This is a genomic window from Kitasatospora purpeofusca, from assembly GCF_042691725.1.
GTDB classification, from domain to species: Bacteria; Actinomycetota; Actinomycetes; order Streptomycetales; family Streptomycetaceae; genus Kitasatospora; species Kitasatospora purpeofusca_B.
Map to the genome: position 1 here is coordinate 3,871,058 of NZ_CP170483.1, position 23,487 is coordinate 3,894,544.

22 protein-coding genes are annotated in these 23,487 nt (G+C 73.5%); 15 read left to right on the forward strand and 7 right to left on the reverse strand.

Annotated features, from left to right (window positions below; genetic code table 11):
- The first annotated feature begins 54 nt into the window (after positions 1 to 54).
- The 4 genes from ACFCLZ_RS16265 (at position 55) to ACFCLZ_RS16280 (ending at position 3,716) form a co-directional block, all read left to right on the forward strand.
- Entirely contained in the window at positions 55 to 1,416 is a 1,362-nt protein-coding gene (locus tag ACFCLZ_RS16265; RefSeq protein ID WP_380285608.1) for an APC family permease, read from the forward strand.
- 10 nt (positions 1,417 to 1,426) lie between these two features.
- Complete coding sequence (gene xseA / locus ACFCLZ_RS16270; protein ID WP_380285609.1) at positions 1,427 to 2,650, forward strand: exodeoxyribonuclease VII large subunit; 1,224 nt, start codon at positions 1,427 to 1,429, stop codon at positions 2,648 to 2,650.
- 57 nt (positions 2,651 to 2,707) lie between these two features.
- Positions 2,708 to 2,968, forward strand: a complete 261-nt coding sequence (locus ACFCLZ_RS16275) for an exodeoxyribonuclease VII small subunit (protein ID WP_380285610.1) — start codon at positions 2,708 to 2,710, stop codon at positions 2,966 to 2,968.
- 148 nt (positions 2,969 to 3,116) lie between these two features.
- Positions 3,117 to 3,716, forward strand: coding sequence for a malonic semialdehyde reductase (locus tag ACFCLZ_RS16280; RefSeq protein WP_380285611.1), 600 nt, complete (start codon positions 3,117 to 3,119; stop codon positions 3,714 to 3,716).
- Between the two features lie 143 nt (positions 3,717 to 3,859).
- Here the strand turns inward: ACFCLZ_RS16280 and ACFCLZ_RS16285 are convergent, their stop codons facing one another.
- Positions 3,860 to 4,396, reverse strand: coding sequence for a DUF4245 domain-containing protein (locus ACFCLZ_RS16285; protein WP_380285612.1), 537 nt, complete (start codon positions 4,394 to 4,396; stop codon positions 3,860 to 3,862).
- A gap of 215 nt (positions 4,397 to 4,611) precedes the next feature.
- Here ACFCLZ_RS16285 and glpX point away from each other — a divergent pair, with 215 nt between their 5' ends.
- Entirely contained in the window at positions 4,612 to 5,652 is a 1,041-nt protein-coding gene (gene glpX, locus ACFCLZ_RS16290) for a class II fructose-bisphosphatase (protein WP_380285613.1), read from the forward strand.
- Positions 5,653 to 5,773: 121 nt separating this feature from the next.
- Here the strand turns inward: glpX and ACFCLZ_RS16295 are convergent, their stop codons facing one another.
- On the reverse strand, positions 5,774 to 6,127 hold the full coding sequence (locus ACFCLZ_RS16295) for a WhiB family transcriptional regulator (RefSeq protein ID WP_380286189.1): 354 nt from the start codon (positions 6,125 to 6,127) through the stop codon (positions 5,774 to 5,776).
- Between the two features lie 360 nt (positions 6,128 to 6,487).
- On the reverse strand, positions 6,488 to 7,219 hold the full coding sequence (locus tag ACFCLZ_RS16300) for a DUF1707 domain-containing protein (protein ID WP_380286190.1): 732 nt from the start codon (positions 7,217 to 7,219) through the stop codon (positions 6,488 to 6,490).
- A gap of 224 nt (positions 7,220 to 7,443) precedes the next feature.
- Here ACFCLZ_RS16300 and ACFCLZ_RS16305 point away from each other — a divergent pair, with 224 nt between their 5' ends.
- From ACFCLZ_RS16305 to ACFCLZ_RS16315, 3 genes are all read left to right on the forward strand, one after another.
- Positions 7,444 to 9,111, forward strand: coding sequence for a fumarate hydratase (locus ACFCLZ_RS16305; RefSeq protein ID WP_380285614.1), 1,668 nt, complete (start codon positions 7,444 to 7,446; stop codon positions 9,109 to 9,111).
- 143 nt (positions 9,112 to 9,254) lie between these two features.
- Positions 9,255 to 9,527 (forward strand): type II toxin-antitoxin system Phd/YefM family antitoxin, encoded by a 273-nt coding sequence (locus tag ACFCLZ_RS16310; RefSeq protein WP_380285615.1) that lies wholly within the window; start codon positions 9,255 to 9,257, stop codon positions 9,525 to 9,527.
- Positions 9,524 to 9,784, forward strand: coding sequence for a Txe/YoeB family addiction module toxin (locus ACFCLZ_RS16315; RefSeq protein WP_380285616.1), 261 nt, complete (start codon positions 9,524 to 9,526; stop codon positions 9,782 to 9,784). The genes ACFCLZ_RS16310 and ACFCLZ_RS16315 overlap by 4 nt, the downstream gene beginning before the upstream one ends.
- A gap of 16 nt (positions 9,785 to 9,800) precedes the next feature.
- On the opposite strand, the gene ACFCLZ_RS16320 is transcribed toward ACFCLZ_RS16315, so the two are convergent.
- The gene (locus ACFCLZ_RS16320; RefSeq protein WP_380285617.1) at positions 9,801 to 10,562 is read right to left on the reverse strand and encodes a GntR family transcriptional regulator; all 762 of its coding nucleotides are present in this window, start codon (positions 10,560 to 10,562) and stop codon (positions 9,801 to 9,803) included.
- 218 nt (positions 10,563 to 10,780) lie between these two features.
- Between ACFCLZ_RS16320 and ACFCLZ_RS16325 the strand changes: the two genes are divergently transcribed.
- Complete coding sequence (locus ACFCLZ_RS16325; RefSeq protein WP_380285618.1) at positions 10,781 to 11,077, forward strand: hypothetical protein; 297 nt, start codon at positions 10,781 to 10,783, stop codon at positions 11,075 to 11,077.
- A gap of 266 nt (positions 11,078 to 11,343) precedes the next feature.
- On the opposite strand, the gene ACFCLZ_RS16330 is transcribed toward ACFCLZ_RS16325, so the two are convergent.
- On the reverse strand, positions 11,344 to 11,610 hold the full coding sequence (locus ACFCLZ_RS16330; protein ID WP_380285619.1) for a hypothetical protein: 267 nt from the start codon (positions 11,608 to 11,610) through the stop codon (positions 11,344 to 11,346).
- 222 nt (positions 11,611 to 11,832) lie between these two features.
- On the opposite strand from ACFCLZ_RS16330, the gene ACFCLZ_RS16335 reads away from it, so the two are divergent.
- The 3 genes from ACFCLZ_RS16335 to ACFCLZ_RS16345 all read left to right on the forward strand — a co-directional run bounded on the left by ACFCLZ_RS16335 (position 11,833) and on the right by ACFCLZ_RS16345 (position 18,140).
- A complete protein-coding gene (locus ACFCLZ_RS16335; RefSeq protein WP_380285620.1) occupies positions 11,833 to 14,811 on the forward strand; it encodes a BTAD domain-containing putative transcriptional regulator in 2,979 nt (992 codons plus the stop codon).
- A gap of 613 nt (positions 14,812 to 15,424) precedes the next feature.
- Positions 15,425 to 16,192, forward strand: a complete 768-nt coding sequence (locus ACFCLZ_RS16340; RefSeq protein WP_380285621.1) for a class I SAM-dependent methyltransferase — start codon at positions 15,425 to 15,427, stop codon at positions 16,190 to 16,192.
- A 124-nt stretch (positions 16,193 to 16,316) separates the two neighbouring features.
- Positions 16,317 to 18,140, forward strand: a complete 1,824-nt coding sequence (locus ACFCLZ_RS16345; RefSeq protein ID WP_380285622.1) for a SpoIIE family protein phosphatase — start codon at positions 16,317 to 16,319, stop codon at positions 18,138 to 18,140.
- A gap of 61 nt (positions 18,141 to 18,201) precedes the next feature.
- Here the strand turns inward: ACFCLZ_RS16345 and ACFCLZ_RS16350 are convergent, their stop codons facing one another.
- Positions 18,202 to 20,397 (reverse strand): MMPL family transporter, encoded by a 2,196-nt coding sequence (locus tag ACFCLZ_RS16350; protein WP_380285623.1) that lies wholly within the window; start codon positions 20,395 to 20,397, stop codon positions 18,202 to 18,204.
- Positions 20,398 to 20,547: 150 nt separating this feature from the next.
- Here ACFCLZ_RS16350 and ACFCLZ_RS16355 point away from each other — a divergent pair, with 150 nt between their 5' ends.
- On the forward strand, positions 20,548 to 21,171 hold the full coding sequence (locus tag ACFCLZ_RS16355) for a TetR/AcrR family transcriptional regulator (RefSeq protein ID WP_380285624.1): 624 nt from the start codon (positions 20,548 to 20,550) through the stop codon (positions 21,169 to 21,171).
- Positions 21,172 to 21,180: 9 nt separating this feature from the next.
- Here ACFCLZ_RS16355 and ACFCLZ_RS16360 read toward each other — a convergent pair whose 3' ends face one another.
- Positions 21,181 to 22,134, reverse strand: a complete 954-nt coding sequence (locus ACFCLZ_RS16360; protein ID WP_380285625.1) for a LysR substrate-binding domain-containing protein — start codon at positions 22,132 to 22,134, stop codon at positions 21,181 to 21,183.
- A 188-nt stretch (positions 22,135 to 22,322) separates the two neighbouring features.
- On the opposite strand from ACFCLZ_RS16360, the gene ACFCLZ_RS16365 reads away from it, so the two are divergent.
- Both ACFCLZ_RS16365 and ACFCLZ_RS16370 read left to right on the forward strand, forming a co-directional pair.
- Positions 22,323 to 22,874: a peroxiredoxin gene (locus ACFCLZ_RS16365; protein ID WP_380285626.1), complete on the forward strand. Its 552-nt coding sequence runs from the start codon at positions 22,323 to 22,325 to the stop codon at positions 22,872 to 22,874.
- A gap of 3 nt (positions 22,875 to 22,877) precedes the next feature.
- Positions 22,878 to 23,420, forward strand: coding sequence for an alkyl hydroperoxide reductase (locus ACFCLZ_RS16370; protein WP_380285627.1), 543 nt, complete (start codon positions 22,878 to 22,880; stop codon positions 23,418 to 23,420).
- The last annotated feature ends 67 nt before the right edge of the window (positions 23,421 to 23,487 follow it).

The following is a 23,487-nucleotide window of genomic DNA, read 5'->3' on the forward strand; positions in this document are numbered from 1 at the left end:
GACGGGAGCCGCGTTCCCGTCATCGGCGGTCACAGGTGCTCAAATGTGGAAGCTATGAGCGAGCGAGTCGAGCCGGACGGCCCCGAGCAGCGGGGCGCGCTGCGGCGCAGCCTGGGCGTGCGCGATCTGGTGGTGTACGGGCTGTTGTTCATCGCCCCGATGGCCCCGGTGGGGGTGTTCGGGGTGCTCGACGCCAAGAGCCACGGGGCGGTCGCGACGGTCTACCTGGTGGCCACCGTGGCGATGGGGTTCACCGCCGTCTCGTACGCCCGAATGGTGCGGGCGGTGCCGCAGACCGGTTCGGTGTACGCCTACGCGCGGGCCGGGCTGGGCGACGCGGCCGGGTTCGTCGCCGGCTGGATGGCGATGCTCGACTACCTGCTGATCCCGGCGGTCGCGTACCTGTTCAGCGGCATCGCGCTCAACTCGCTGGTGCCGGACGTCTCGCGCTGGGTGTGGACGGCGCTCGCGGTGGTGCTGACCACCGGGCTCAACCTGGCCGGGGTGCGGACGGCGGCCGCGGTGGGCCTCGCGGTGCTGGCGATGGAGCTCGCGGTGCTGGCGGTGTTCGTGGTCGCGGCGGCGGTGGTGCTGGCCCGGGACGGCGCGCAGCGCGACTGGGCGAGCCCGTTCACGGCCGTCGGCGGCTTCTCGACGGCGGCGGTGCTCTCGGCGGTCTCCGTGGCGGTGCTGTCCTACCTGGGCTTCGACGCGATCGCGACGTTCGTGGAGGAGGCGGTCGGCGCCTCGGCGGCGGTGGCGCGGGCGGTGCTGTGGTGCCTGGCGCTGTCCGGCGCGCTGTTCGTGGCGCAGACCTACCTGGCGGCGCTGCTGGAGCCGCTCGCCCCGCAGCAGCTGGCGGCGGACCCGGCGGCGCAGGGGTCGGCGTTCTACGACACGGTCGAGGGCTCGGTCGGGCACTGGCTGCACGTGCTGGTCGCGGCCGGCAAGGCGATCGGTGCGGCGTTCGCGGCGCTGGCCGGGCAGGCGGCGGCCGGGCGGCTGCTGTTCGCGATGGGCCGGGACGGGCGGCTGCCGCGTTTCCTGGGCGCGGTCGACCCGGACTCGGCGGTGCCCCGCCGGGCGCTGCTGGTGTCGGCGGCGATCACGATGGCGGCGGCGGTCTGGGCGGCGAACCGGGACGACGGGCTGGACCGGCTGACCTCGGTGGTGAACATCGGCGCGCTCACCGCGTTCACCCTGCTGCACGCCTCGGTGGTGGGCTGGTACGCGGTGAAGCACCGCTCCCGGAACCGGGCGGCGGACGTGGTGGTGCCGGTGCTGGGCGTGGCGGTGATCGGCGCGGTGGTGGCCGAGGCCTCGGGCACCGCGCAGGTGGTGGGGCTGGTCTGGCTGGCCGTCGGGCTGCTGGTGCTGCTCGGCCGGCGGGCTTCCGCTGTCGGCGGACGCGGATAGCCTCATAGGCATGGCCAACCCCAGCTCCCCCGAAGCGCCGCTCCCGGTCGGCAAGGTCTCCGCGCTGATCGGGGGCTGGATCGACCGGCTCGGCGCGGTCTGGGTGGAGGGGCAGATCACCCAGCTCAGCCGGCGGCCGGGGGCGGGCGTGGTGTTCCTGACGCTGCGCGACCCGCAGGCCGACGTCTCGCTGACCGTGACGTGCTTCCGCTCCGTCTTCGACCAGGTCGCGGACGCGGTGCAGGAGGGCTCACGGGTGATCGTGCACGCCAAGCCGGAGTGGTACGCGGCGCGCGGCCAGCTCTCGCTGCGGGCCTCCGAGATCCGGCTGGTCGGGCTGGGCGAGCTGCTGGCCCGGCTGGAGCAGCTGAAGCGGCGGCTGGCCGGCGAGGGCCTGTTCGCCGCGGACCGCAAGCGGCCGCTGCCGTTCCTGCCGCAGTGCGTCGGGCTGGTCACCGGCCGGGGTTCGGCGGCCGAGCGGGACGTCCTGGAGAACGCCCGGCGGCGCTGGCCGGCCGTCCGCTTCGAGGTCCGCAACGTGCCGGTGCAGGGCGTCAGCGCGGTGGAGCGGGTGAGCGAGGCCGTCCGGGAGCTGGACGAGCACCCCGAGGTGGACGTGATCATCGTGGCCCGGGGCGGCGGCAGCGTCGAGGACCTGCTGCCGTTCTCGGACGAGGGCCTGGTGCGGCTGGTCGCGGCCGCCCGGACGCCGGTGGTGAGCGCGATCGGACACGAGCCGGACCAGCCGCTGCTGGACTTCGTCGCCGACCTGCGCGCCTCCACGCCGACCGACGCCGCCAAACGGGTGGTCCCGGACGTCGGCGAGGAGCTGGCCAAGGTCCGCCAGCTGCGCGACCGGGCCCGGCGGCACGTGCTGGCCCGGGTGGAGCGCGAGCAGCACGGGCTGGACGGTGTGCGCAGCCGCCCGGTGCTGGCCGCGCCGCAGCGGATGCTGGACGGGCGCGGGCAGGAGGTGGACGGGCTGCTGGAGCGGGCCCGGCGCACGCTGCGCCACCGGCTGGACCACGCGCAGAGCGACCTCGGGCACACCCTGGCCCGGGTGGTGGCGCTCTCCCCGGCGGCCACCCTGGAGCGCGGTTACGCGGTGCTGCAGCGGGGCGACGGCACGGTGGTGACCGATCCGGCGCAGGCCGCGGCGGGCGAGGAACTGCACGCCCGGGTGGCGGGCGGCGGCTTCGACGTCACGGTGGCCGGCGGGCGGCGGGCCGACTGAGCGACGGGCGGGCGGGGGCGGTCCGCGCTGTCGGTGCGGGCCCCTACGCTGGCTGCCATGGCAGATCAGGAGCAGGACCCGGCGGTCGCCGCGCAGAGCCCGACCGCGGACGACGCGCTGGGCTACGAGCACGCGCGGGACGCGCTGCTGGAGGTGGTCCGGCAGCTGGAGAACGGCGGCACCTCGCTGGAGGAGTCGCTGGCGCTGTGGGAGCGCGGCGAGCAGCTGGCGAAGGTCTGCCAGCGCTGGCTGGACGGCGCGCGGGCCCAGCTGGACGCCGCGCTGGCGGCCGAGGAGGGGGCGCCGCCGCAGGGGTGACCCGGAGGGTCGAGCGGGGTGACGCAGGTCACAGCCGGGGTCGGAACAGTTGAATCTTCATTTATGTTGGGACTCAATGATCGGCTGCGGCCGGTCATCGACAACAGCTGAACCCCACCGTTTCTTCCTCCCCCGAGGTGTACAAAAAATGACCACCGACGCCCTGGTTCTCGACGCCGCCGCCCAGGACCTGCTGTTCCGCGAGGCCCGTACCGCCAACACCTTCACCGACGAGCAGGTCTCCGACGAGCAGGTCCAGGCCATCTACGAGCTGGTCAAGTTCGGCCCGACGGCGATGAACCAGCAGCCGCTGCGCGTCGTCCTGGTCCGCTCGGCCGAGGCCCGCGAGCGCCTCGTCCAGCACCTCGGCGAGGGCAACAAGGCCAAGACCACCGCCGCCCCGCTGACCGCCATCCTGGCCGTGGACAACGAGTTCCACGAGGAGCTGCCGACCGTCTTCCCGCACTTCCCCGGCGCCAAGGACTACTTCACCGAGCGCCCGGTCCGCGAGACCTCGGCCGCGATGAACGGCGCCCTGCAGGCCGGTTACTTCATCATCGGCGTCCGCGCCGCCGGCCTGGCCGCCGGCCCGATGACCGGCTACGACGCCGAGGGCATCAACAAGGAGTTCTTCGGCGACGGCGAGCACTCGGTGCTGGCCGTGGTGAACATCGGCAAGCCGGGCGAGAACGCCTGGTACCCGCGCTCCCCGCGCCTGGCCTACGACGAGGTCGTCACCACCGTCTGAGCCCCACGGCCGACGGACACCGCGAAGGGCCCCGCACACACGCCGTGTGCGGGGCCCTTCGCGTTCGCTCTCCGCCGTTCACCGCCGTTCACCCGGCCGGCCCCGGGGGGGCGGAGATCTCCGCTCCGGGGACGGCAACCGGACTACTTCAGCGCCTGCGCCAGCTCGGCCAGCTCCTCGTAGGAGGCGGTGCCGGTCAGTATCGTCGTCGCGCCGCCGGCCTGCACGGTGAGCGCCCGCGCCTTGGGGCCCTGCACCTTCTCCCAGGTCTGCCCGGCGACGTCCACGGTGCCGTCCGGCTTGCCGTCGGCCACCGCCGCCTTGAGCACGTCCTCGGGCTTGGCGTCGCTCTGCTCCAGCGCCGCGTACTGGCCGGAGGGGGTGAGGAAGCCCAGGTGCCAGGCGTTGCCCTTGCCGAGGCCCATCGACGCCGGGTTGTACGTCACCGAAGTGGCCCGCCACTGCGCGGGCAGGCCCTCCGGGGAGAGCAGCGGGTACGGCGCGGCCCGCTTCGCCGAGGCCGCGGCCACCGAGTACTCGACCGTACGGGGCCCCTGGCCGTTCGCGTCGTGCGGCAGGAACAGGTACCCGACCCAGACCACGACGCCGACGGCCAGCATCGACAGGACCATGTCCCGTACGGTCTGCCGGCCCCTCATGCCCTTGCTCTCTCCAGCCACCCCCACATGGTGACTCATGCCGACCCGCACCCCCGCACCCGGGGTGTCCACGTCCGGGTGAACAGGGGCGAAACCCGCCGTCCCCGTCCCCGTGGGGGACCCGCGCCACAGACACCCGTTCCGGGGGCAGATACGATCGCAACACCCTCACCACGGCGTTCGACCTGGCAGTAGTCGGGCGCTCACTGGCCGTCGCGTACAGAGAGGTAACGACGATGACCACGCAGTACCCGCACCACTTGCCCAGCGCCCTGGAGGTCGCGCCGGAGGCTCCCGATCGGAACCTCGCGCTCGAACTCGTCCGGGTCACCGAGGCCGCGGCGCTCGCCGCCGGCCGCTGGGTCGGCCGTGGCGACAAGAACGGCGCCGACGGCGCCGCCGTCCGGGCCATGCGCACCCTCGTCTCCACCGTCTCGATGAACGGCGTCGTCGTCATCGGCGAGGGCGAGAAGGACGAGGCGCCCATGCTCTACAACGGCGAGCGGGTCGGCGACGGCACCGGCGCCGAGTGCGACGTCGCGGTGGACCCGGTCGACGGCACCACCCTCACCGCCAAGGGCATGAACAACGCGGTCGCGGTCCTGGCCGTCGCCGACCGCGGCACCATGTTCGACCCGAGCGCGGTCTTCTACATGGACAAGCTGGTCGCCGGTCCGGAGGCCGCCGACTTCGTCGACATCACCGCGCCGACGGCCGTCAACATCCGCCGGGTCGCCAAGGCCAAGGGCATCGCCGTCGAGGACGTCACCGTGGTCGTCCTCGACCGCCCGCGCCACCAGGGCCTGGTCCGGGAGATCCGCGAGGCCGGCGCCCGGATCAAGTACATCTCCGACGGCGACGTCGCCGGCGCCATCATGGCCGCCCGCGAGGGCACCGGCGTCGACCTGCTGATGGGCATCGGCGGCACCCCCGAGGGCATCATCGCCGCCTGCGCGATGAAGTGCATGGGCGGCGTGATCCAGGGCCGGCTCTGGCCCAAGGACGACGCCGAGCGCCAGAAGGCCCTCGACGCCGGGCACGACCTCGACCGGGTGCTCTCCACCGACGACCTGGTCAGCGGCGAGAACGTGTTCTTCGTCGCCACCGGCATCACCGACGGCGAGCTGCTGCGCGGCGTGCACTACCGCCAGGAGACCGCCACCACCAGCTCGCTGGTGATGCGCTCCAAGAGCGGCACCATCCGGCAGATCGACTCCACCCACAAGCTGTCCAAGCTGCGGGCCTACAGCGCGATCGACTTCGACCGCGCCAACTGACCCCGGCAGCACGAAGCGGCCCGCGTCCCGGCGAAATCCCCCTTCGCCGGGACGCGGGCTGTGCTCTGCCGTCACCCGCCTGCGGTCGCTGCCGGTCCGGCGCCGGCGCCCGCCCCGGGGATCAGCCGGCGATCCGGCCACGCGCCCCCGGCACCCGGGCCTCGCGCAGCTCGACGTCCCGGCGGCGGCGCCGCGCCAGCACCACCCGGCGCTCGGCCGCCGTCAGCCCGCCCCAGACCCCGTACGGCTCCGGCTGGGCCAGCGCGTGCTCCCGGCAGTCCAGCAGCACCGGGCATCGGGCACACACCTGCTTCGCCTGCTCCTCGCGCGACAGCCGGGCCGCGGTCGGCTCCTTGGACGGCGCGAAGAACAGGCCCACCTCGTCCCGCCGGCAGGCCGCGGCGGTGTGCCACGGGCTGTCCTCACCCGCCGGCTGGGGGGCCGGGCGCCGCTCCAGCAGCTGGGCCGCGACCACCGGCGAGGCCGCGGCGGACGGCCGCGCGGCCGGCGACGGGGCGGCCGGCGCAGGGGCGGCGGACGAGGTGGTGCGGGACTCGATCGGATGCAGCACGGCCGTACTCCTGACGAGGCTCTCGGACACGGGGAAGCTCGCTCCCCTGCCCAGCTGCGGGCCCCCGTTCACACCCCCGGGCCGGCCTCAGGCCGCCTCCGGTACGCAGCCGTACAAGAAGCGATGTGCCAGAGGAACTACCCCACGCCCGCGCGATTCATGCACACTGCACGCAACCGACTACAGCCCGCACCCGACGCCATGGCGAGCGCCCGGCCCGAAGTCGCCCCCGACCGGGCGCCGGGCCCGCCCTCGGTGCGCGGCTCAGTCGGCGCCGAGCTGCTTGCGCACCCACTCCTTGAGCTTCTTGCCCCGGCGCGGCTTGGCCTCGCACCCGCCGAACACCGCGGTGCCCTTCACCCGCACCACCGGCGCGTACGGGTCGGCCGCGGTCTGCTCCTTGACGTCGAAGCCGCCGAAGATGCCGACGCCGCCACCGTGCAGGCTGACGTTCTCCGGCACCTTGATCTCCACCCCGCCGAAGATCGCGACCACGTCGATCACCACCTCGGGCGACTCGAACACGGCGTCGGTGAGGTCGATCTCGACCCCGCCGAAGATCGCCACGGCCCGCAGGTGGGACCCCACCCGCCACCGGCCCTTGCGGGACGAGCCGCCGAAGACCGCCAGCATGGTCGGCGCCTCGTTGCGGGCCGGCAGCCGCACCGGGCCCTCCGCCCGCGGGCCGGCGGCCGGCTCCGGGGCGCCCAGCGGCGGCTTCTCGAAGGAGATCTCACGGTGCACCGGGAGGTCCCGGGTCAGCGGCACGAGGTCACCCAGGGTCTTCGCCCCGTAGGCCGCCTCGATCCGCTCGGCGTGCTCGTCGACGTCCAGCCGCCCCTCGGCGTAGGCGTCGCGCAGCAGCTCCGCCACCCGTTCGCGATCGGCGTCCGAGGCCCGCATCTCGGCCTGCGCCACCGGGGCGGGCGCGGGCCGCGCGGGCGGTGCCGCCGCGGGCTTGGTCATCGGTACGGGCCCCTGCCCCTGATCGTCCATCTGCTGGTCCTGCGGGTCCTTCGACGGCGAGTTGTCCACGGGGGCAAGCCTAGTCAACGGGGCTGCCGGCACCCACCCCCCGGGGTGACCCTGGTCACGCAGGCGGACCTTCCCGCGTGCGGGATATCGGCGGGTCCTACCCTGGAGGGTGCTTTCGCCCCTCCAGGGTGCTTCGCCGACGCAGCCGGAACACCGGCAACACTGGACACCTAAGGACCGCCCCCATGGCTCCCACGCCGGACTTCGAGTACAGCGACCTGCTCCCCCTGGGCGCTGACCCGACCCCCTACCGCAAGCTCACCTCCGAAGGCGTCTCCACCTTCGAGGCCGGCGGACGCACCTTCCTCCAGGTCGAGCCGGAGGCCCTGCGGCTGCTCACCGCCGAGGCGATGCACGACATCTCGCACTACCTGCGCCCGGCCCACCTCGCCCAGCTGCGCCGCATCCTGGACGACCCGCAGGCCAGCCCGAACGACCGCTTCGTCGCGCTGGACCTGCTGAAGAACGTCAACATCTCGGCCGGCGGCATCCTGCCGATGTGCCAGGACACCGGCACCGCCATCGTCATGGGCAAGCGCGGCCAGAACGTGCTCACCGCGGGCGGCGACGAGGCCGCCGTCGCGCGCGGCGTCTACGACGCGTACACCAAGCTGAACCTGCGCTACTCCCAGATGGCCCCGGTCACCATGTGGGACGAGAAGAACACCGGCAACAACCTGCCGGCGCAGATCGAGCTGTACGCGACCGACGGCGACGCCTACAAGTTCCTCTTCATGGCCAAGGGCGGCGGCTCGGCCAACAAGTCGTACCTGTACCAGGAGACCAAGGCGATCCTGAACGAGGCCAGCATGCTCTCGTTCCTGGAGCAGAAGATCCGCTCGCTGGGCACCGCGGCCTGCCCGCCGTACCACCTGGCGATCGTGATCGGCGGCACCAGCGCCGAGTTCGCGCTGAAGACCGCCAAGTACGCCTCCGCGCACTACCTGGACAACCTGCCGACCTCCGGCGACGCGAAGACCGGCCACGGCTTCCGCGACCTGGAGCTGGAGGCCAAGGTCACCGAACTGACCCAGAAGATCGGCATCGGCGCGCAGTTCGGCGGCAAGTACTTCTGCCACGACGTGCGGGTCGTGCGCCTGCCGCGCCACGGCGCCTCGCTGCCCGTCGCGATGGCCGTCTCCTGCTCGGCCGACCGCCAGGCGCTCGGCAAGATCACCGCCGAGGGCGTCTTCCTGGAGCAGCTGGAGACCGACCCGGCGAAGTACCTGCCGGACACCACCGACGAGCACCTCGACGACGACGTGGTGCGCATCGACCTCGACCAGCCGATGCCCGCGATCCGCGCCGAGCTCTCCAAGTACCCGGTGAAGACCCGCCTCTCGCTCACCGGCACCCTGGTCGTCGCCCGCGACATCGCGCACGCCAAGATCAAGGAGCGCCTGGACGCCGGCGAGGGCATGCCCAAGTACCTGCAGGACCACCCGGTCTACTACGCCGGTCCGGCCAAGACCCCCGAGGGCTACGCCTCCGGCTCCTTCGGCCCCACCACCGCCGGCCGGATGGACTCCTACGTCGACCAGTTCCAGGCCGCCGGCGGCTCGATGGTCATGCTCGCCAAGGGCAACCGCTCCAAGCAGGTCACCGACGCCTGCGCCCAGCACGGCGGCTTCTACCTCGGCTCCATCGGCGGCCCCGCCGCCCGGCTGGCCCAGGACTGCATCAAGAAGGTCGAGGTCCTGGAGTACGCCGAGCTCGGCATGGAGGCCGTCTGGCGCATCGAGGTCGAGGACTTCCCGGCCTTCGTCGTCGTCGACGACAAGGGCAACGACTTCTTCCGCGAGACCACCGAGGGCCCGCTCATCACCAACCTCCGCGTCCGCTCCAAGGAGTAGCGCTCCCCGCACCCCCGCCCCGCCCCGGCCGCACCCGCGCCCGGGGCGGGGCCGTCTCCGGCCGACGATTCGACCTCGCGTCCCGTACCGGAAACTCGTACCATTCCGGTACGGGATCAGCCGTCTGACCGGAGGGCACGCCGATGACGATCAGCGCCAGCGACGCACGCACGCAGCTCTTTCCCCTGATCAAGAAGGTCAACGACGACCACGTCCCGATAAGGATCACCTCCAGGGGCGGTGATGCCGTCCTGATGTCCGCCGAGGACTACGACTCCTGGCAGGAGACGATCTACCTGCTGCGTTCCCCCGCGAACGCCCAGCGCCTCATGGCGGCCGTCGCCCGCGACAGGGCCGGCGACCCGGGCGTCACCCGGACCGTGGAGGAGTTGGAAGCCCTGGCGGGTGAGGCGTGAGGAGTGTCCACCTCGATCCGGACGCCTGGGAGGACTTCCTGTTCTGGCTCGGCTCGAACCGGAAGGCCGCTCAGCGGATCACCCGTCTGATCGGCGAGATCCAGCGCGACCCGTTCAGCGGGATCGGCAAACCGGAACCCTTGAAGGGCGACCTCGCCGGTTACTGGTCGCGCCGGATCGACGACGAGCACCGCCTCGTCTACCGGGCCGACGAGAAGGAAGTGAAGATCCTCAAGGCCCGCTACCACTACCGGTGACGGCGGGTGGCGGCGGTCAGGCGTCGAAGTCGTACTCGAGGACGTAGGAGGCCGCGTCCAGGGTCATCTCGTTCAGCTCGACGACCTGGCCCTCGTCGGCGAAGGCGGTGCGGCAGATGAGGATCACGGGGGTGCCGGCGGAGAGCTCCAGGCGGGCCGCCTCCTCGGCGCCCGGCATCCGGGAGCGGACCTCCTCGCGGAAGTGCACCGGCTTGGCGCCGATCTCGGCCAGCCGGGCGTAGGTGCCGCCCGGGCCGGTGTCCTCGCGGGTGATCGCGGTGCCCGCGACCAGGCCGGCCGGCAGGTAGGAGGTCGACAGCAGGACCGGCTTGCCGTCCAGCACGAAGCGCCGGTGCCGGACGCACATCGGCTCGCCCGGGTCGACGCCGAGCACCCGGGCCACGTGCTCCGGCGCGCCCTGCTCGGTGACCGAGACCTGGTCGACGACGAGGCTGCGGCTGTCGATGTCGGCCGACCATATCGAGCGGCCCGACCCCCACTGGCCCTGGGCGAGCCGCTGGATCCCGCGCCGGCGCAGCGGCCGGAAGTCCCGGACGAAGACGCCCGCCCCGCGGCGGGCCTCGGCGATGCCCTCGCTCTGCAGGACGCCGAGCGCCTGGCGGGCGGTCATCCGGGCCACGCCGTACGCGTCCATCAGGTCGTTCTCGCCGGGGAGCCGGTCGCCCGCGCGGTACTCGCCGGCGTCGATGGCCGCCTTCAGCGTGTCGGCGATCCGTTGGTATTTGGGCTGCTTCTCGCCGCTGCTGCTGCCGACCATCGCCTTCTCCCTCGTCCTTCGCCAGAAATGGTAGGCGCGCCTTCGGTCTGCGGTCAGCCGATAGGACCGGTTCGACCGTTGACATCTCTAGAGATATTAGCTTCTCTAGAGATGCTGGGTAGTCGCCGAGCAGAGCCGAACCAAGCCAAGCCACGACAGCGACCAGGGCCGGCCACCACCGTCGCCGCGCCCGCACCGGAGCAGCAAGGAGCAGCGCGGTGAGCATCCGAAAGCGCGCCGCCGCGGCCTACCGGCCGCGCGTGGGGGAATCCGTCCTCGACACCAGGACCGGACGCACCGGCATCTACATGGACACCATCGGTGGGGAGCACTACCTCCGGGCGCCCGAGGGCGGCTGCGAGTGGACCGCCCGCCCCGAGCACCTCGCCCCCGCGGCCCCGGCCGGCGGCGGGGGCATCGTCGAGGGCGCCGCCGACCCGGCGGGGCGGACCGGACCGGCCGGTCGCGCCGACCCCGCACCCGCACCCGCACCCGCACCCGCACAGGCCGCCTGACGGCCGCGCCCCCGGGCAACCCCACCGGCGAATTCCGGCCACCGGGCCCTGCGCCGGACGTGCGAGTGCCCCGCACCACCGGGACGGCGGGGGTGCGGGGCACTCGGATGTGTGTGGGCTACGGGTGACCGGTGATGATGCCGGCGGAGGCGCCGGTGGCGGTCACGAGGTAGCCGGTGGTCACCACGATCGTCGAGACGGCGACGACCGCGAGACGGCGGAGCGTGTTCAAGCGTTCCCCCCTGGGACTGCTGGTGCGGTGTTGCTCACGGGTGGCTGGAGATGATGCCCTGCGGCTCGCGCTCGGTGGTCGCCCCGCCGTCGCCCGCCGCCACGGTCTGCGCGACGTACTGGGCCTCGTCGCCGAAGAAGTCGTCCTCCAGGTCGGCCTTGCGGTCGGCGGAGGGCTCGGCGTACCCGGCCTGCTCCGAGGTCGCGGCGACCGCGCCCTCGACAACCTGGCCGGCCTGCGCGGCGACGGCCTCGTCGGCCGGCACGGTCGCCACGGGGGACTCACTCTGGTCGTTGGCCATGCGTCGGCCGCCTTTCGGTCGTCAAACTGTCTTCCGCCCCCACCGGATTGGCGCGGGCGCGAGCTCAGTATCGTAGGGTTGATTAAATGTCCGATAAACATCGTGCGGCTGACCGTGCCGTCCGGCAGAGTCGGCCCCCCGCCTAAGCTGAGGCCACCACCACAAGGGCGGAACCGCCGAGCGCCCTACCGGGAAATCGACACCAGGCCATCGGGGGACCACATGGAGTTGCGGGAGACGCCGCCTGCACCGGCGCTGCGCTTCCAGGTACTCGGTCCGGTCCAGGCCTGGCTCGACGGCAGGCAGCTCGCCCTCGGTTCACCGCAGCAGCAGGCCGTCCTGACGATGCTTCTGCTGCACGCCGGACGCCCGGTCACCACCCAGGACCTCGTCGACGGCCTCTGGGGCGACCGCCCGCCCGCCCAGGCCGTCGCGGCGCTGCGCACCTACGTCTCCCGGCTGCGCACGGTGATCGAGCCCCGTCGCGAGGTGCGGCGGCCCGCCGAGTTCCTCGTCTCCGTCGCCGACGGCTACGCGCTGCACATCCCGGGCGATGCCCTCGACATGACGGTCTTCGAGCAGCTCGCCGCCGAGGCGGCGACCGCCCGCAACGCCGGGGACCTCGACAACGCCCACCGGTTGCTGGTCCGCTCGCTCGCCCTGTTCGCCGGCCGCCCGCTCACCGGCGTCCCCGGCCCCTACGCGGACGCCCAGCGGCTGCGGCTGGGCGAGCGGCAGGTCTCGGCCGCCGAGGAGCGGTGCGCGCTCGCCCTCGACATCGGCCTGCACGCCGAGGTCGTCGGCGAGTTGAACTCGCTCACCGCCGAGCACCCGCTGCGCGAGCGGCTGCGCGAACTGCTGATGCTCGCGCTGTACCGCTGCGGCCGGCAGGCCGAGGCGCTCGGCGTCTACACCGACACCCGCAAGCTGCTGATCGACGAGCTGGGCGTCGAACCGGGCGCCGGGCTCTCCACCATGCACGCCCGGATCCTCGCCGCGGACCCGGCGCTGGCCCTGCCCGCCGCGCCCGCGCCGCCGGCCGCCGCCCGCGAGGAGGGGCCCGCCGCCCCGCCGGCCCCGGCCCAACTGCCGGCCGACGTGTCGGACTTCAGCGGCCGCTCCGACATGGTGGCCGACCTCTCGGCCGTGCTGATGAACGCCACCGGCCAGGCCGTGGTCGTCACCTCGCTGGCCGGCATCGGCGGCGTCGGGAAGACCACGCTCGCCGTGCACGTCGCCCACCGGGTGCGCGCGGAGTTCCCGGACGGGCAGCTCTACGTCGACCTGCGCGGCGCCGGAGCCTCCCCCGCCGACCCCGCGGTGGTGCTCGGTGACTTCCTGCACTCCCTGGGCGTCACCGAGAGCCCGGACTCGCTGGAGCAGCGCGCCGCCCACTACCGCTCGCTGCTCGCCAGCCGGCGGATGCTGATCCTGCTCGACAACGCCCAGGACGCCGAGCAGATCCGGCCGCTGATCCCGGGGGTCTCCAGCTGCGCGGTGCTCGCCACCAGCCGCTCCCGGCTGGCCGGCATCCCCGGAGCGCACCTGGTGGACGTCGAGGAGCTGACGCCGGAGGAGGCGCTGGCGCTGTTCTCCGCGATCGTCGGCGAGCAGCGCGTCGCCGCCGAACCGGAGGCGGCCATGGCGGTGGTGACGGCCTGCGGCTTCCTGCCGCTCGCCGTGCGGATCGCCGCGGCCCGGCTCGCCAGCCGTCCGCGGTGGAGCGTCTCGGACCTCGCGCGCCGCTTAGCCGATCAGCGCCGGCGCCTGGACGAGCTCCAACTCGGCAACCTCGCCGTGGAGACCACCATCGGGCTCGGCTACGGCCAGCTCTCCCCCGCCGAGGCCCGCGCCTTCCGCCTGCTCTCGGTGGTGGACTCGCCCGACCTGCCGCTGCCGGCGGTGTCGGCGCTGCTCGGGGTGGACGAGACCGAGGCCGAGGACCTCGCCGAGGCGCTCGTCGAGGCCAACATGCTGGAGACCTTCTCGGCGGGCCGCTACCGGTACCACGACCTGCTCCGGCTCTACGCGCAGCGGCAGAACGAGCGGGTGGGGGACGTCGAGGAACAGCAGGCCGCCGTCCTGCGCGTGCTCGACCTGCTGCTCGCGACGGTCCGCAACGCCGCGCAGGCCATCGAGCCCGAGGACCAGTTGCCCGAGCCGCTGAACGCCCCGGGCTCGCCCGGCATCCTGCTCACCACCAGCGGCTACGCGCAGGAGTGGCTACGCACCGAGATCGGCCTGCTGCTCAGCTCGGTCGAGGCCGCCGTCCAGGGGCCGGCCGGTCTGCTGCGCCCCGCCGTCGACCTGCTGATCGTCCTGAACAGCCTGGTCGAGGACCCGACGCACGGCCCTCGGGTCCGCCAGATGCTGGAGACCGCCGACCGCAACGCCACGTCGTACGGGGACTCCGCGGCTCTCGCACGGGTGCATTTCGCCTTCGGCACCCAGCAGTCGATCACCAACGACTTCCAGAGCGCCGAACAGTCGCTGCGCAGGAGCCTGGACCTCCAGGCCCCCGGGGAGATGACCGTCCTGCGCTCGGCGGCCTCGAACGACCTGGGCATCATCCTCAGCCTGGCGAACCGCTCCGCCGAGGCACTGCCGTTCTTCGAACAGGCCCTCGCCATCAGCCGGGTGGTGGGCGCGCCGATCAGCGAGGCACGGCTGCTCGGCAACATGGCCCGGGCCCAGCTCGGCCTGGGTCTGGTCGAGACCGCCGTCCGTTCCGTCACCGAGGCGGTGGCCACCGCGCGCGCCTCGAAGAACGGTCCCTGCCTGGCCGACACGCTGTACCAGCTCGGCGTGGTCCTCTCGTCCGCCGACTCTCCCGCGACCGCCGCCGAGCACCTGCGCGAGGCGCACCGGCTCTACCGGTCGCAGCAGAACCGGCTACGCGAGGGCTACACCCTCGCCCGGCTCTCCTCCTCGCTGCTCGCCGCCGGCCAGCAGGCCGAGGCCGCCGAGGCGGCGGAGGAGTCCCTGGCGATCGGCCTGGAGATGGACTCCGCCTACTGCCAGGGCCTGGCCGACGCCGCGCTGGGCGAGGCGTTGCTCGCCCTCGCCCAGCCCGCACGTGGCCTGGCGTGTCTGCGCGAAGCCCACGCCATCTTCACGCGGCTCGGTGTGCCCGAGGCCTCCCCCGTGGCGGACCTCATCTCCCAGCAGCACACCGAGCCCCTCTCTCCCCCCGCGCCGTAAGGCCTCCGCTCCCCCGTGTCCCCCCTGGAGGCCTTCCCCCGTGAGCGTCCGGCGCTCCCGCAGCCCCCGGCTGCGGGAGCGCCTTCAACGCTTCCCCGGCGCTGGACTCCACTGTGCACCGACCGGATTGACGTTCAATAAACGCCCGCTTGTCGGCCCGCGGATCGACGAAACCGCAGGTCGGCGCGGCTGTGGCGGCCGACCGTACGGCGCGCGGGGCCCGGCCGCACCACCCCGGCGCGCGCCCCGCGCTTCCGGGGAGGGGCGATGTCGGCCAACCGCCACGAGTTGGCCGGAAACGGACCCCATGGCGCAGTGATCACGCATATTCTCGGATGCCAGTACACACACGAGTGCACTTCTCCGGTGAAGCAATCCGGAAAAGGCAGCGCGGCGGCGCTCCCGCGGTGCAGAGTGTCCCTGTGCAAAGAGTCTGTGCAAAGTGTCAGCGTGCAGTCAGCGTGGCAATGCAGTCATTGTGACGCGGGGAGCGTGACGTACCGCCACCGGCAGCGGGCCGGCGGGGCAGCGCGGGCGCCGGGAGGAGACGGCGGTCCGGCCTCGTGCCTCGTCCAGCCGACCGGAGGCCCGGCCGGAAAGGTGCCTCTCAATCGTGACGACCGGACAGATATCGGATCCGTTCCCCGTCGACGAGGACGCGGGTGGCGACGACGGGTCCGACGTCCTGCGCCGCCGCGCCGAACGCGCCCTGCAGGCGGTCGCCTTCGACACCATCGGCACCGGCTACGCGGAGGCGTTCCCCTCGAAGGACGGGCAGCTGGCCTGCGGGCGACGGCTGCTGAGCGCGCTGGAGCCGGGCGCCGCGGTGCTGGACGTCGGCTGCGGCAACGGCGACCCGACCGTCCGCCAGCTGGCCGCGGCCGGGATGCGGGTCACCGCTGTGGACCTCTCCGACGTCATGCTGACCCTGGCCCGGCAGGCCCGCCACCCGGGCCCGCACCCGCCCGTCCTGCACCGCATCGACATGTACGACCTCGCCACCGAGCGTGCCCGCTCCGCCTGGAACGCGCCGCGGCTCGGCCCCGCCGGGCGGGGCACCTTCGACGCGGTCACCGCCTTCTTCTCGCTGTTCCTGCTCCCCCAGGACGAGATCCCCACCGTGCTGGGGCGGCTGCGCGACCTGCTGCGGCCCGGCGGGCTCCTGGCGCTCGGTATGGTCGAGGCGGATCTCGATCACGTTCCCCTGCCGTTCCTCGGCCGGGAGCTGCGGATCAGCGGATACCTGCGGGAGGATCTCGAACGGGTCCTGCTGGCCGCCGGGTTCGCGGTCGAGGAGCGGGAGGGGCGTCCGTACGCGCCCGCCAGCACCACGCTGCCGCCGGAGGAGCAGCTCTTCCTCCGTTGTCGGCGGGCCGGCTGACCGGCCGGGCCGCCGACCTCAGGCAGACCCCGGCCGGACCCCGGCCGGACCCCGGCAGACCACAGTCAGACCCAGGCAGACCCCCGACCGACCACAGACCGTACCGATCCCAGGACAGGCACCCGTGCGCGACCAGCTCAATCCCGAGGCCGGAGAGCCGCCTGCCCTGCCGGCCCCGCGCCGCCCGTCGTCGCCCCCGGAGCACGTCCCCGAGCGCCTCGCCTACCTCGACTCCGCGACCCGGCGGATCAACAGCGCGCTCGACCTGGCCGCCACCCTGCGCAACGTCGGCCGGGTGCTCGTCCCCGCCCTCGCCGACGCCGCCGTCGTCCACCTGCGCGACCCGCTGCCCAACGTCGAGCGCGAGCCCGGCTTCCCCGAGCAGCTGCGGATCCACCACAGCCAGGGCACCCGGCTGGGCCGGCGCGGCCGCCCGGCCGGCGACGACCGCCGCGACCGCTACGGCGCGCGCTACGGGAGCCGCTACGGCGCCCGCTCCACCGCCGACCCCGGCCCGGCCACCCCGGTCACCCGCGGCGGCGCGCTCGCCCACACCCTCCTCAGCCGCCGCCCCGCCGAAGCGGTCGTGCTCGGCGCCGACGGGGACGGCGGCCGCGCCCGCACCACCGAGCTGCTGCGCGAGCTGTACGGCGCCCGCGGCCTGGCCCGGCTCAGCCCGGGGACCTCGGTGCTCGCCCTGCCGCTGCGCGGGCGCAAGACCGTACTGGGGCTGCTGGTGCTGATCCGGCGCCCGTCCGCGAAGAGCGGCCGCCCCGGCTTCGACGCCACCGACACCGCCACCGCCGCCCACCTCGCCACCCAGGCCGGGCTGGCCGTCGACACCGCGCTGCGCTACGCCCGCGAATGGGAGATAGCCAACGAGCTCCAGCGCAGCATGCTGCCGCTGCGCCTGCCCCAGCCGCACGGCGTCCGGCTCGCCCAGCGCTACCTGCCCGGCGAGCGCGGCGCCCAGGTCGGCGGCGACTGGTACGACGCCGTCCCGCTGCCCGGCAACCGGGTGGCCCTGATCGTCGGCGACGTGATGGGCCACTCGCTCACCTCGGCCGCCATCATGGGCCAGCTGCGCACCAGCGCGCAGACCCTGGCCGCGCTCGACCTGCCGCCGCACGAGGTGCTCTACCACCTGGACGAGCAGGCCCAGCGGCTCGGCCGCGAACAGCACCTGGCGACCTGCGTCTACGCCGTCTACGACCCGATCGCCAACCGGGTGGTGCTCGCCAACGCCGGGCACGTGCCGCCGGTGCTCGTCCGGCCGGACGGCGCGGCCGAGCTGCTCGACCTGGAGGCGGGCGCGCCGATCGGCGTCGGCGGGGTCGACTTCTCCTCCGTCGAACTGCCCGCGCCGCCCGGCTCGGCCCTGCTGCTGTTCACCGACGGCCTGGTGGAGACCCGCAACCGGCCGCTCAGCGACGGCCTCGAACTGCTCCGCGCCCGGCTCGCCGGCGCCCAGCGGCACGCGCCCGAGCACCTCTGCCAGGAGGCGCTGCGGATCCTGCCGCCCGGCGACCGGGGCGACGACATCGCGCTGCTGGCCGCCTGCTTCGACGGCATCCCGGCCGGGGACGTCGCGCACTGGTACCTCCAGCCGCGCAACGAGACGCCGGGCCGGGCGCGCCGGCTGGCCGCGCACACGCTGCGCCGCTGGGGTCTCGAGGAGCTGACCGAGGCCACCGAGCTGATGGTCAGCGAACTGGTCACCAACGCCGTCCAGCACGCCACCCGCCCGGTGACGCTCAGCCTGGTCCGCACCACCCGGCTGCGCTGCGAGGTCGGCGACGACAGCCCGCTGCTGCCCCGGCCGCGCCGGACCGGGCCGGAGGACGAGCGCGGGCGGGGCCTGCAGATAGTGGCCCGGTGCGCCGAGCGCTGGGGCGCGACCCGGCTGGGCACCGGCAAGGTGGTCTGGTTCGAGCAGCGACTGCCGTGACGCGCGGGGGCCGCCCCGGGCGCGGTGCGCCGGGGCGGCCCTCGGTCACCTCCCGGGTCCGTCAGACCCGCTCGGGCACCTGGGTGCCGGGGGCCGTGCCGCTCCCGGCGGGCTCCAGCCGGGCCATCAGCTGCTCGCCCTCCATGTCCACCCGCGGCACCACCTTGTCCAGGCGCTTCGGGAACCACCAGGCGGCCCGGCCGAACAGCGCCATCGCGGCCGGCACCAGGGCCATCCGCACCACGAAGGCGTCCACGAACACGCCCACCGCGAGCGCGAAGCCGATCGGCTGGACGATCGGGTCGTGGCCGAAGACGAAGGAGCCGAAGACCGCGATCATGATCAGCGCGGCCGCGGTGACCACCCGGGCGCCGCCCCGCACCCCGGCCACCACCGCCTCGCGCGGCGCCATGCCGTGCACATGGTGCTCCTTCATCCCGGAGACCAGGAACAGCTCGTAGTCCATCGCCAGCCCGAACAGCACGCCGATCAGCAGGATCGGCACGAAGCTGACCACCGGGCCGACCTTCGGCACGTCGATCAGGCCGTCCAGCCAGCCCCACTGGTAGACCGCGACGACGGCGCCGAGCGAGGCCGTGATGGAGAGCAGGAAGCCCGCCACCGCCTTCAGCGGCACCAGGATCGAGCGGAAGGCCAGCGCCAGCAGCACCAGCGCGATGCCCACGATCACCGCGACGAACGGCGGCAGCGCGTCGGCGAGCTTGGCGGAGACGTCGATGTTGGCGGCGGTGGTGCCGGTGACGTCGATCCGCGCGCCGGTCCCGCCCTGGAGCGCCTCGCGCTGGTCGCGGATGTCGGTGACCAGCTGCCGGGTGTCGGCGTGGTCCGGGCCGGTCTTCGGGATGACCGGGACGAGCGCGGTGCCACTCGGGTCGAGCTGCGGCGGGAGCAGGGTCTGCACGCCGGGCAGGGCGGCGAGCCGGCCCGCCACGCCCTGCACCGCCTGCTCCGGCTGCGCGGTGCCGGCGGCGTCGACCACGACCACCAGCGGGGCGTTGAAGCCGGGGCCGAAGCTGCGGTCCACCAGGTCGTACGCGGTGCGGGCGTCGGTGCCCTCGGCCTGCGAGCCGCCGCCGGGCAGGCCGAGGGTGAGGCTCGCGGCGGGCACGGCGAGCGCGACCAGCGCGGTGAGGCCGGCCAGCAGGACGGCGAGCGGGCGGCGGACCACGAAGCCCGCCCAGCGTTCGCCGAGCGTCGTGCGCCCCGTGGTCCGCAGCGCGCGCCGCCAGACCGGCAGCCGGTCGATGCCGCGGCCGGCGAAGCCGAGCAGGGCGGGCAGCAGGGTGATCGCGACGAGCACCGCGACGACGACGGCGCCGGAGGCGGCCAGGCCCATCACGGTCAGGAACGGCACACCGGCGACGGCCAGGCCGGCCAGCGCGGCGACGACGGTGAGGCCGGCGAAGACCACCGCGCTGCCGGCGGTCGCGTTGGCACGGGCGGCGGCCTCCTCCGGCTCCAGCCCCTCGGTGAGGTGGCGGCGGTGCCGGGAGAGGATGAACAGGGCGTAGTCGATGCCGACCGCGAGGCCCACCATCAGCGCCAGCACCGGCGCGGTGGAGATGATCTCGAACGAGCCCGCCAGCGTGAACACCCCGGCCATCGCGACGCCGACCCCGATCAGGGCGGTGACCAGCGGGAGTCCGGCCGCGACCAGCGAGCCCAGGGTGACCACCAGGACCACCCCGGCCACGATCAGGCCGATCACCTCGCCGCCGTCGACCTGGGCCATCTCGTTGTAGGCGTCGCCGCCGAAGGCGACCGTGACCCCGGCCGCGCGGGCCGGGTCCGCCGCCGCCCGGACGGCGTCGCGCTGCTGGTCGGTGATGTCGCCGAGCCTGCCGTCGAAGGAGACCAGGCCCAGCGCGACCTTGCCGTCCGGGGAGAGCGCGCCGGTGGCGTACGGGTCGGGAACGGCGGCGACGCCCGGGACGGCGGCGATCCGGGCGACCGCCTCGCCGACCGCCCTGGCGTTCTCGGGGGCGGCGATGCCGCCGGGCGCCTCGGTGGCGAAGACCACCTGGGCGGAGCCGTGGTCCTGCTCGGGGAAGGTGCCCTTGATCCGGTCCAGGGTGGCCTGGGCCTCGGTGCCGGGGACCTTGAACTCCTCGGAGGTCGTGCCGCCGAAGGCCGCAGCCGCGCCGCCGACGGCGATCAGCAGGGCCAGCCAGACGGCGAGCACGGTGCGCCTGCGGCGGAAACAGAGTCGGCCCAGGCGGTACAGGTACGTGGCCATGCGTGCACCTTCGGTCGGGTCGTTCGGGCTGGTCGCCCAGTCGTCCGCACCACCGTACGCGCGACTTGTTCATCTGACAAAGTCGAATGACGAGAGCGTGTGACGCGATCGTCCGATCTGGTTGTGTGAACATGGCGATACCCTGGCCCAATGGCTCATGTCCCGGCCGCCGAACGGCGCCCCCAACTCATCCAGGCCGCCATCGACCTGATGGCCCGCGAGGGCGTGGCCGCCGGCAGCACCCGCGCCATCGCGGCCGAGCTGGGCGTGGCACAGGCGACGGTGCACTACACCTTCGGCACCAAGAAGGACCTCTACCGGGCCGTCGTCGAGCAGTTGACCGCCGACTTCATCGGCCAGGTGCGGGCGTCCGCGCCGGACGAGGGCCCGTTCGGCGAGCAGATCCGCACGATGGTCTACGCGCTGTGGGACAGCGCCGTCGGCGAGCGCGGCAGGTGCGCGCTGATCACCGAGTTCTCCGCGATGGCGCTGCGCGACCCGGACCTCCAGGAGATCATGCGGGCGGTCCAGCACGAGATCGAGTCCACCGCCGCCGAGCTCCTCACCGGGCTCGCCGCCGCCCACGGGCAGCCGTTGCCGCTGTCCGCGCAGGAGATCGCGGTGTACTTCCTGGCCGGCTTCAACGGGCTGACCGACCGCTACCTGGTCCTCAAGGCCGCCGGCGAGGACCCCGAGGAGGAGTCCCGCCGGGCGCTCGACCTGCTGGTCGCCACCACGGTCGGCCTCTGCCTCGGCGCACCCGCCCGGGCCTGACGGCCGGCCCTACGCCTCGACGATCCGGACCGGCAGTTCGGCCAGCACCTCGCGCAGCGTGGCGGCGAAGCGGTCGTACTCGGCGCTGCGGGCCGAGCCCGGCCGGGTGGCGAGGCCGATCCGGCGCCCCGGCGCGGGCGGGGCGAAGCGGACGGCGGCCAGCCGGTCGGTGCGGCCCGCCTCGACGTCCAGCGCCGTGGCGGGCAGCAGGGTCACCCCGAGGCCGCCCGCCACCAGCTGCACCAGGGTGGACAGGCCGGCCGCCCGGGTGGTGGAGCCGGCCGGGTCGGCGCCGACCTCCCGGCAGATGTCGAGGGCCTGGTCGCGCAGGCAGTGCCCCTCCTCCAGCAGCAGCACGTCCAGGTCGAGCAGCACGTCGCGCGGTACGTCGATCCGGCCGGCCAGCTCGTGGTCGGGCGGGGCGACCAGGACGAAGTCCTCGTCGAACAGCGGGATGTCCCGGGTCGGCGCGCTCCCGCCGGCCGGCAGCGCCAGCAGCAGCACGTCGAGCCGCCCGGCGGCCAGTCCCTCCAGCAGCGAGGGCGTCCGCTCCTCGTGGACGTGCAGCTCCAGCTCCCGGTAGCGGTCGCGGACCAGCCGCAGCACGATCGGCAGCAGGTACGGCGCGACGGTCGGGATGACGCCCAGGTGCAGCGGCCCGGTGAACGGGCGGCGGGCGGCCTCCACCTCCTCGGTGAGCGCCTGCAGGGAGGCGAGCACCCGGCGCGAATGCTCCAGTACGCGCTCCCCCAGCGGAGTGATCATGACCCGGCGCGTCGTACGCTCGACGAGCTGCGCGCCCAGCGATTCCTCCAGTGCCGCGACCGCCCCGGAGAGCGCTGGCTGGCTCGTCCCGGTGGCCGCCGCGGCCTCCCGGAAGTGCCGGTGCTCGGCCACCGCCACAAAGGCCTTGAGCTGGGCGACCGTGGGTGTCCGGGGGCTGCGCGAGGTGGCGTTCGCCACAGTCGCGTCGGGTTTGCGCGCGGGAGCCCTGCGACGGGCGGGGCGGGAGGGGGGCGTGGGGGCGTTGATAACTCTCTCCGATCAGACACATCGAGTGTAGCTATTTCCCTGATCAGTCCACGATGTGGAATGGTGGAACCCGTTCCGCAAACCGGACAAACTCCCCACCCCTCACAGGAGAAGCGAACGTGCTGACGATCGGTGACCAGTTCCCGGCCTACAACCTCAAGGGCGTGGAAGGGCCGTCCGCTGACAAGCTGGAGTTCAAGGACTACACCTCGGAGGACCAGAACGGCTGGAAGGTCGTCTTCTTCTGGCCCATGGACTTCACCTTCGTCTGTCCGACCGAGATCGCCGCGTTCGGCAAGCTGAACGAGGAGTTCGCCGACCGCGACGCCAAGATCTTCGGCGTCTCCGGCGACTCGGAGTTCGTGCACCACGCCTGGCGCAAGGACCACAAGGACCTCAACGACCTGCCGTTCCCGATGCTGGCCGACATCAAGCACGACCTGATGAGCGCCTGCGGCGTCGAGAACGCGGACGGCACCGCCCAGCGCGCCGTCTTCATCGTGGACCCGAACAACGAGATCCAGTTCGCCATGGTGACCGCCGGCTCCGTCGGCCGTAACCCCAAGGAGGTCCTGCGGGTGCTGGACGCCCTGCAGACCGACGAGCTGTGCCCCTGCAACTGGAACAAGGGCGAGGACACCCTCGACGCCCAGGCCCTGCTGGCGGGCTGACCCATGGCCCTCGACGACCTGAAGTCCGCCCTCCCGGGCTACGCCAAGGACCTCAAGCTCAACCTGGGCTCGGTCATCGGCAACTCCGACCTCCCCGCCCAGCAGCTGTGGGGCACCGTCCTCGCCTGCGCGATGGCCACCCGCAGCCCCGCCGTCCTGCGCGAGCTGGAGCCCGAGGCCAAGGCCAACCTCTCCCCGGAGGCGTACGACGCCGCCAAGGGCGCGGCCGCGATCATGGGGATGAACAACGTCTACTACCGGACGCTGCACCTGCTCTCCGACAAGGAGTACAGCAGCATGCGGGCCGGTCTGCGGATGAACATCATCGGCACTCCGGGCGTCGAGAAGGTCGACTTCGAGCTCTGGTGCTTCGCGGTCTCCGCGATCAACGGCTGCGGCCAGTGCCTCGACTCCCACGAGGCCGTCCTGCGCAAGGCCGGCGTCGACCGCGAGGTCGTCCAGGCCTCGATGAAGATCGCCGCCGTCCTCCAGGCCGTCGCCGGCGTCCTCGACTCCGAGGCCGCCCTCGCGACCGTCACCGCCTGACCCGCACCACCCCGAACGGGCCCCTCCCCCGGACTCCCCCCGAGTCCCGGCGAGGGGCCCGTTCGCG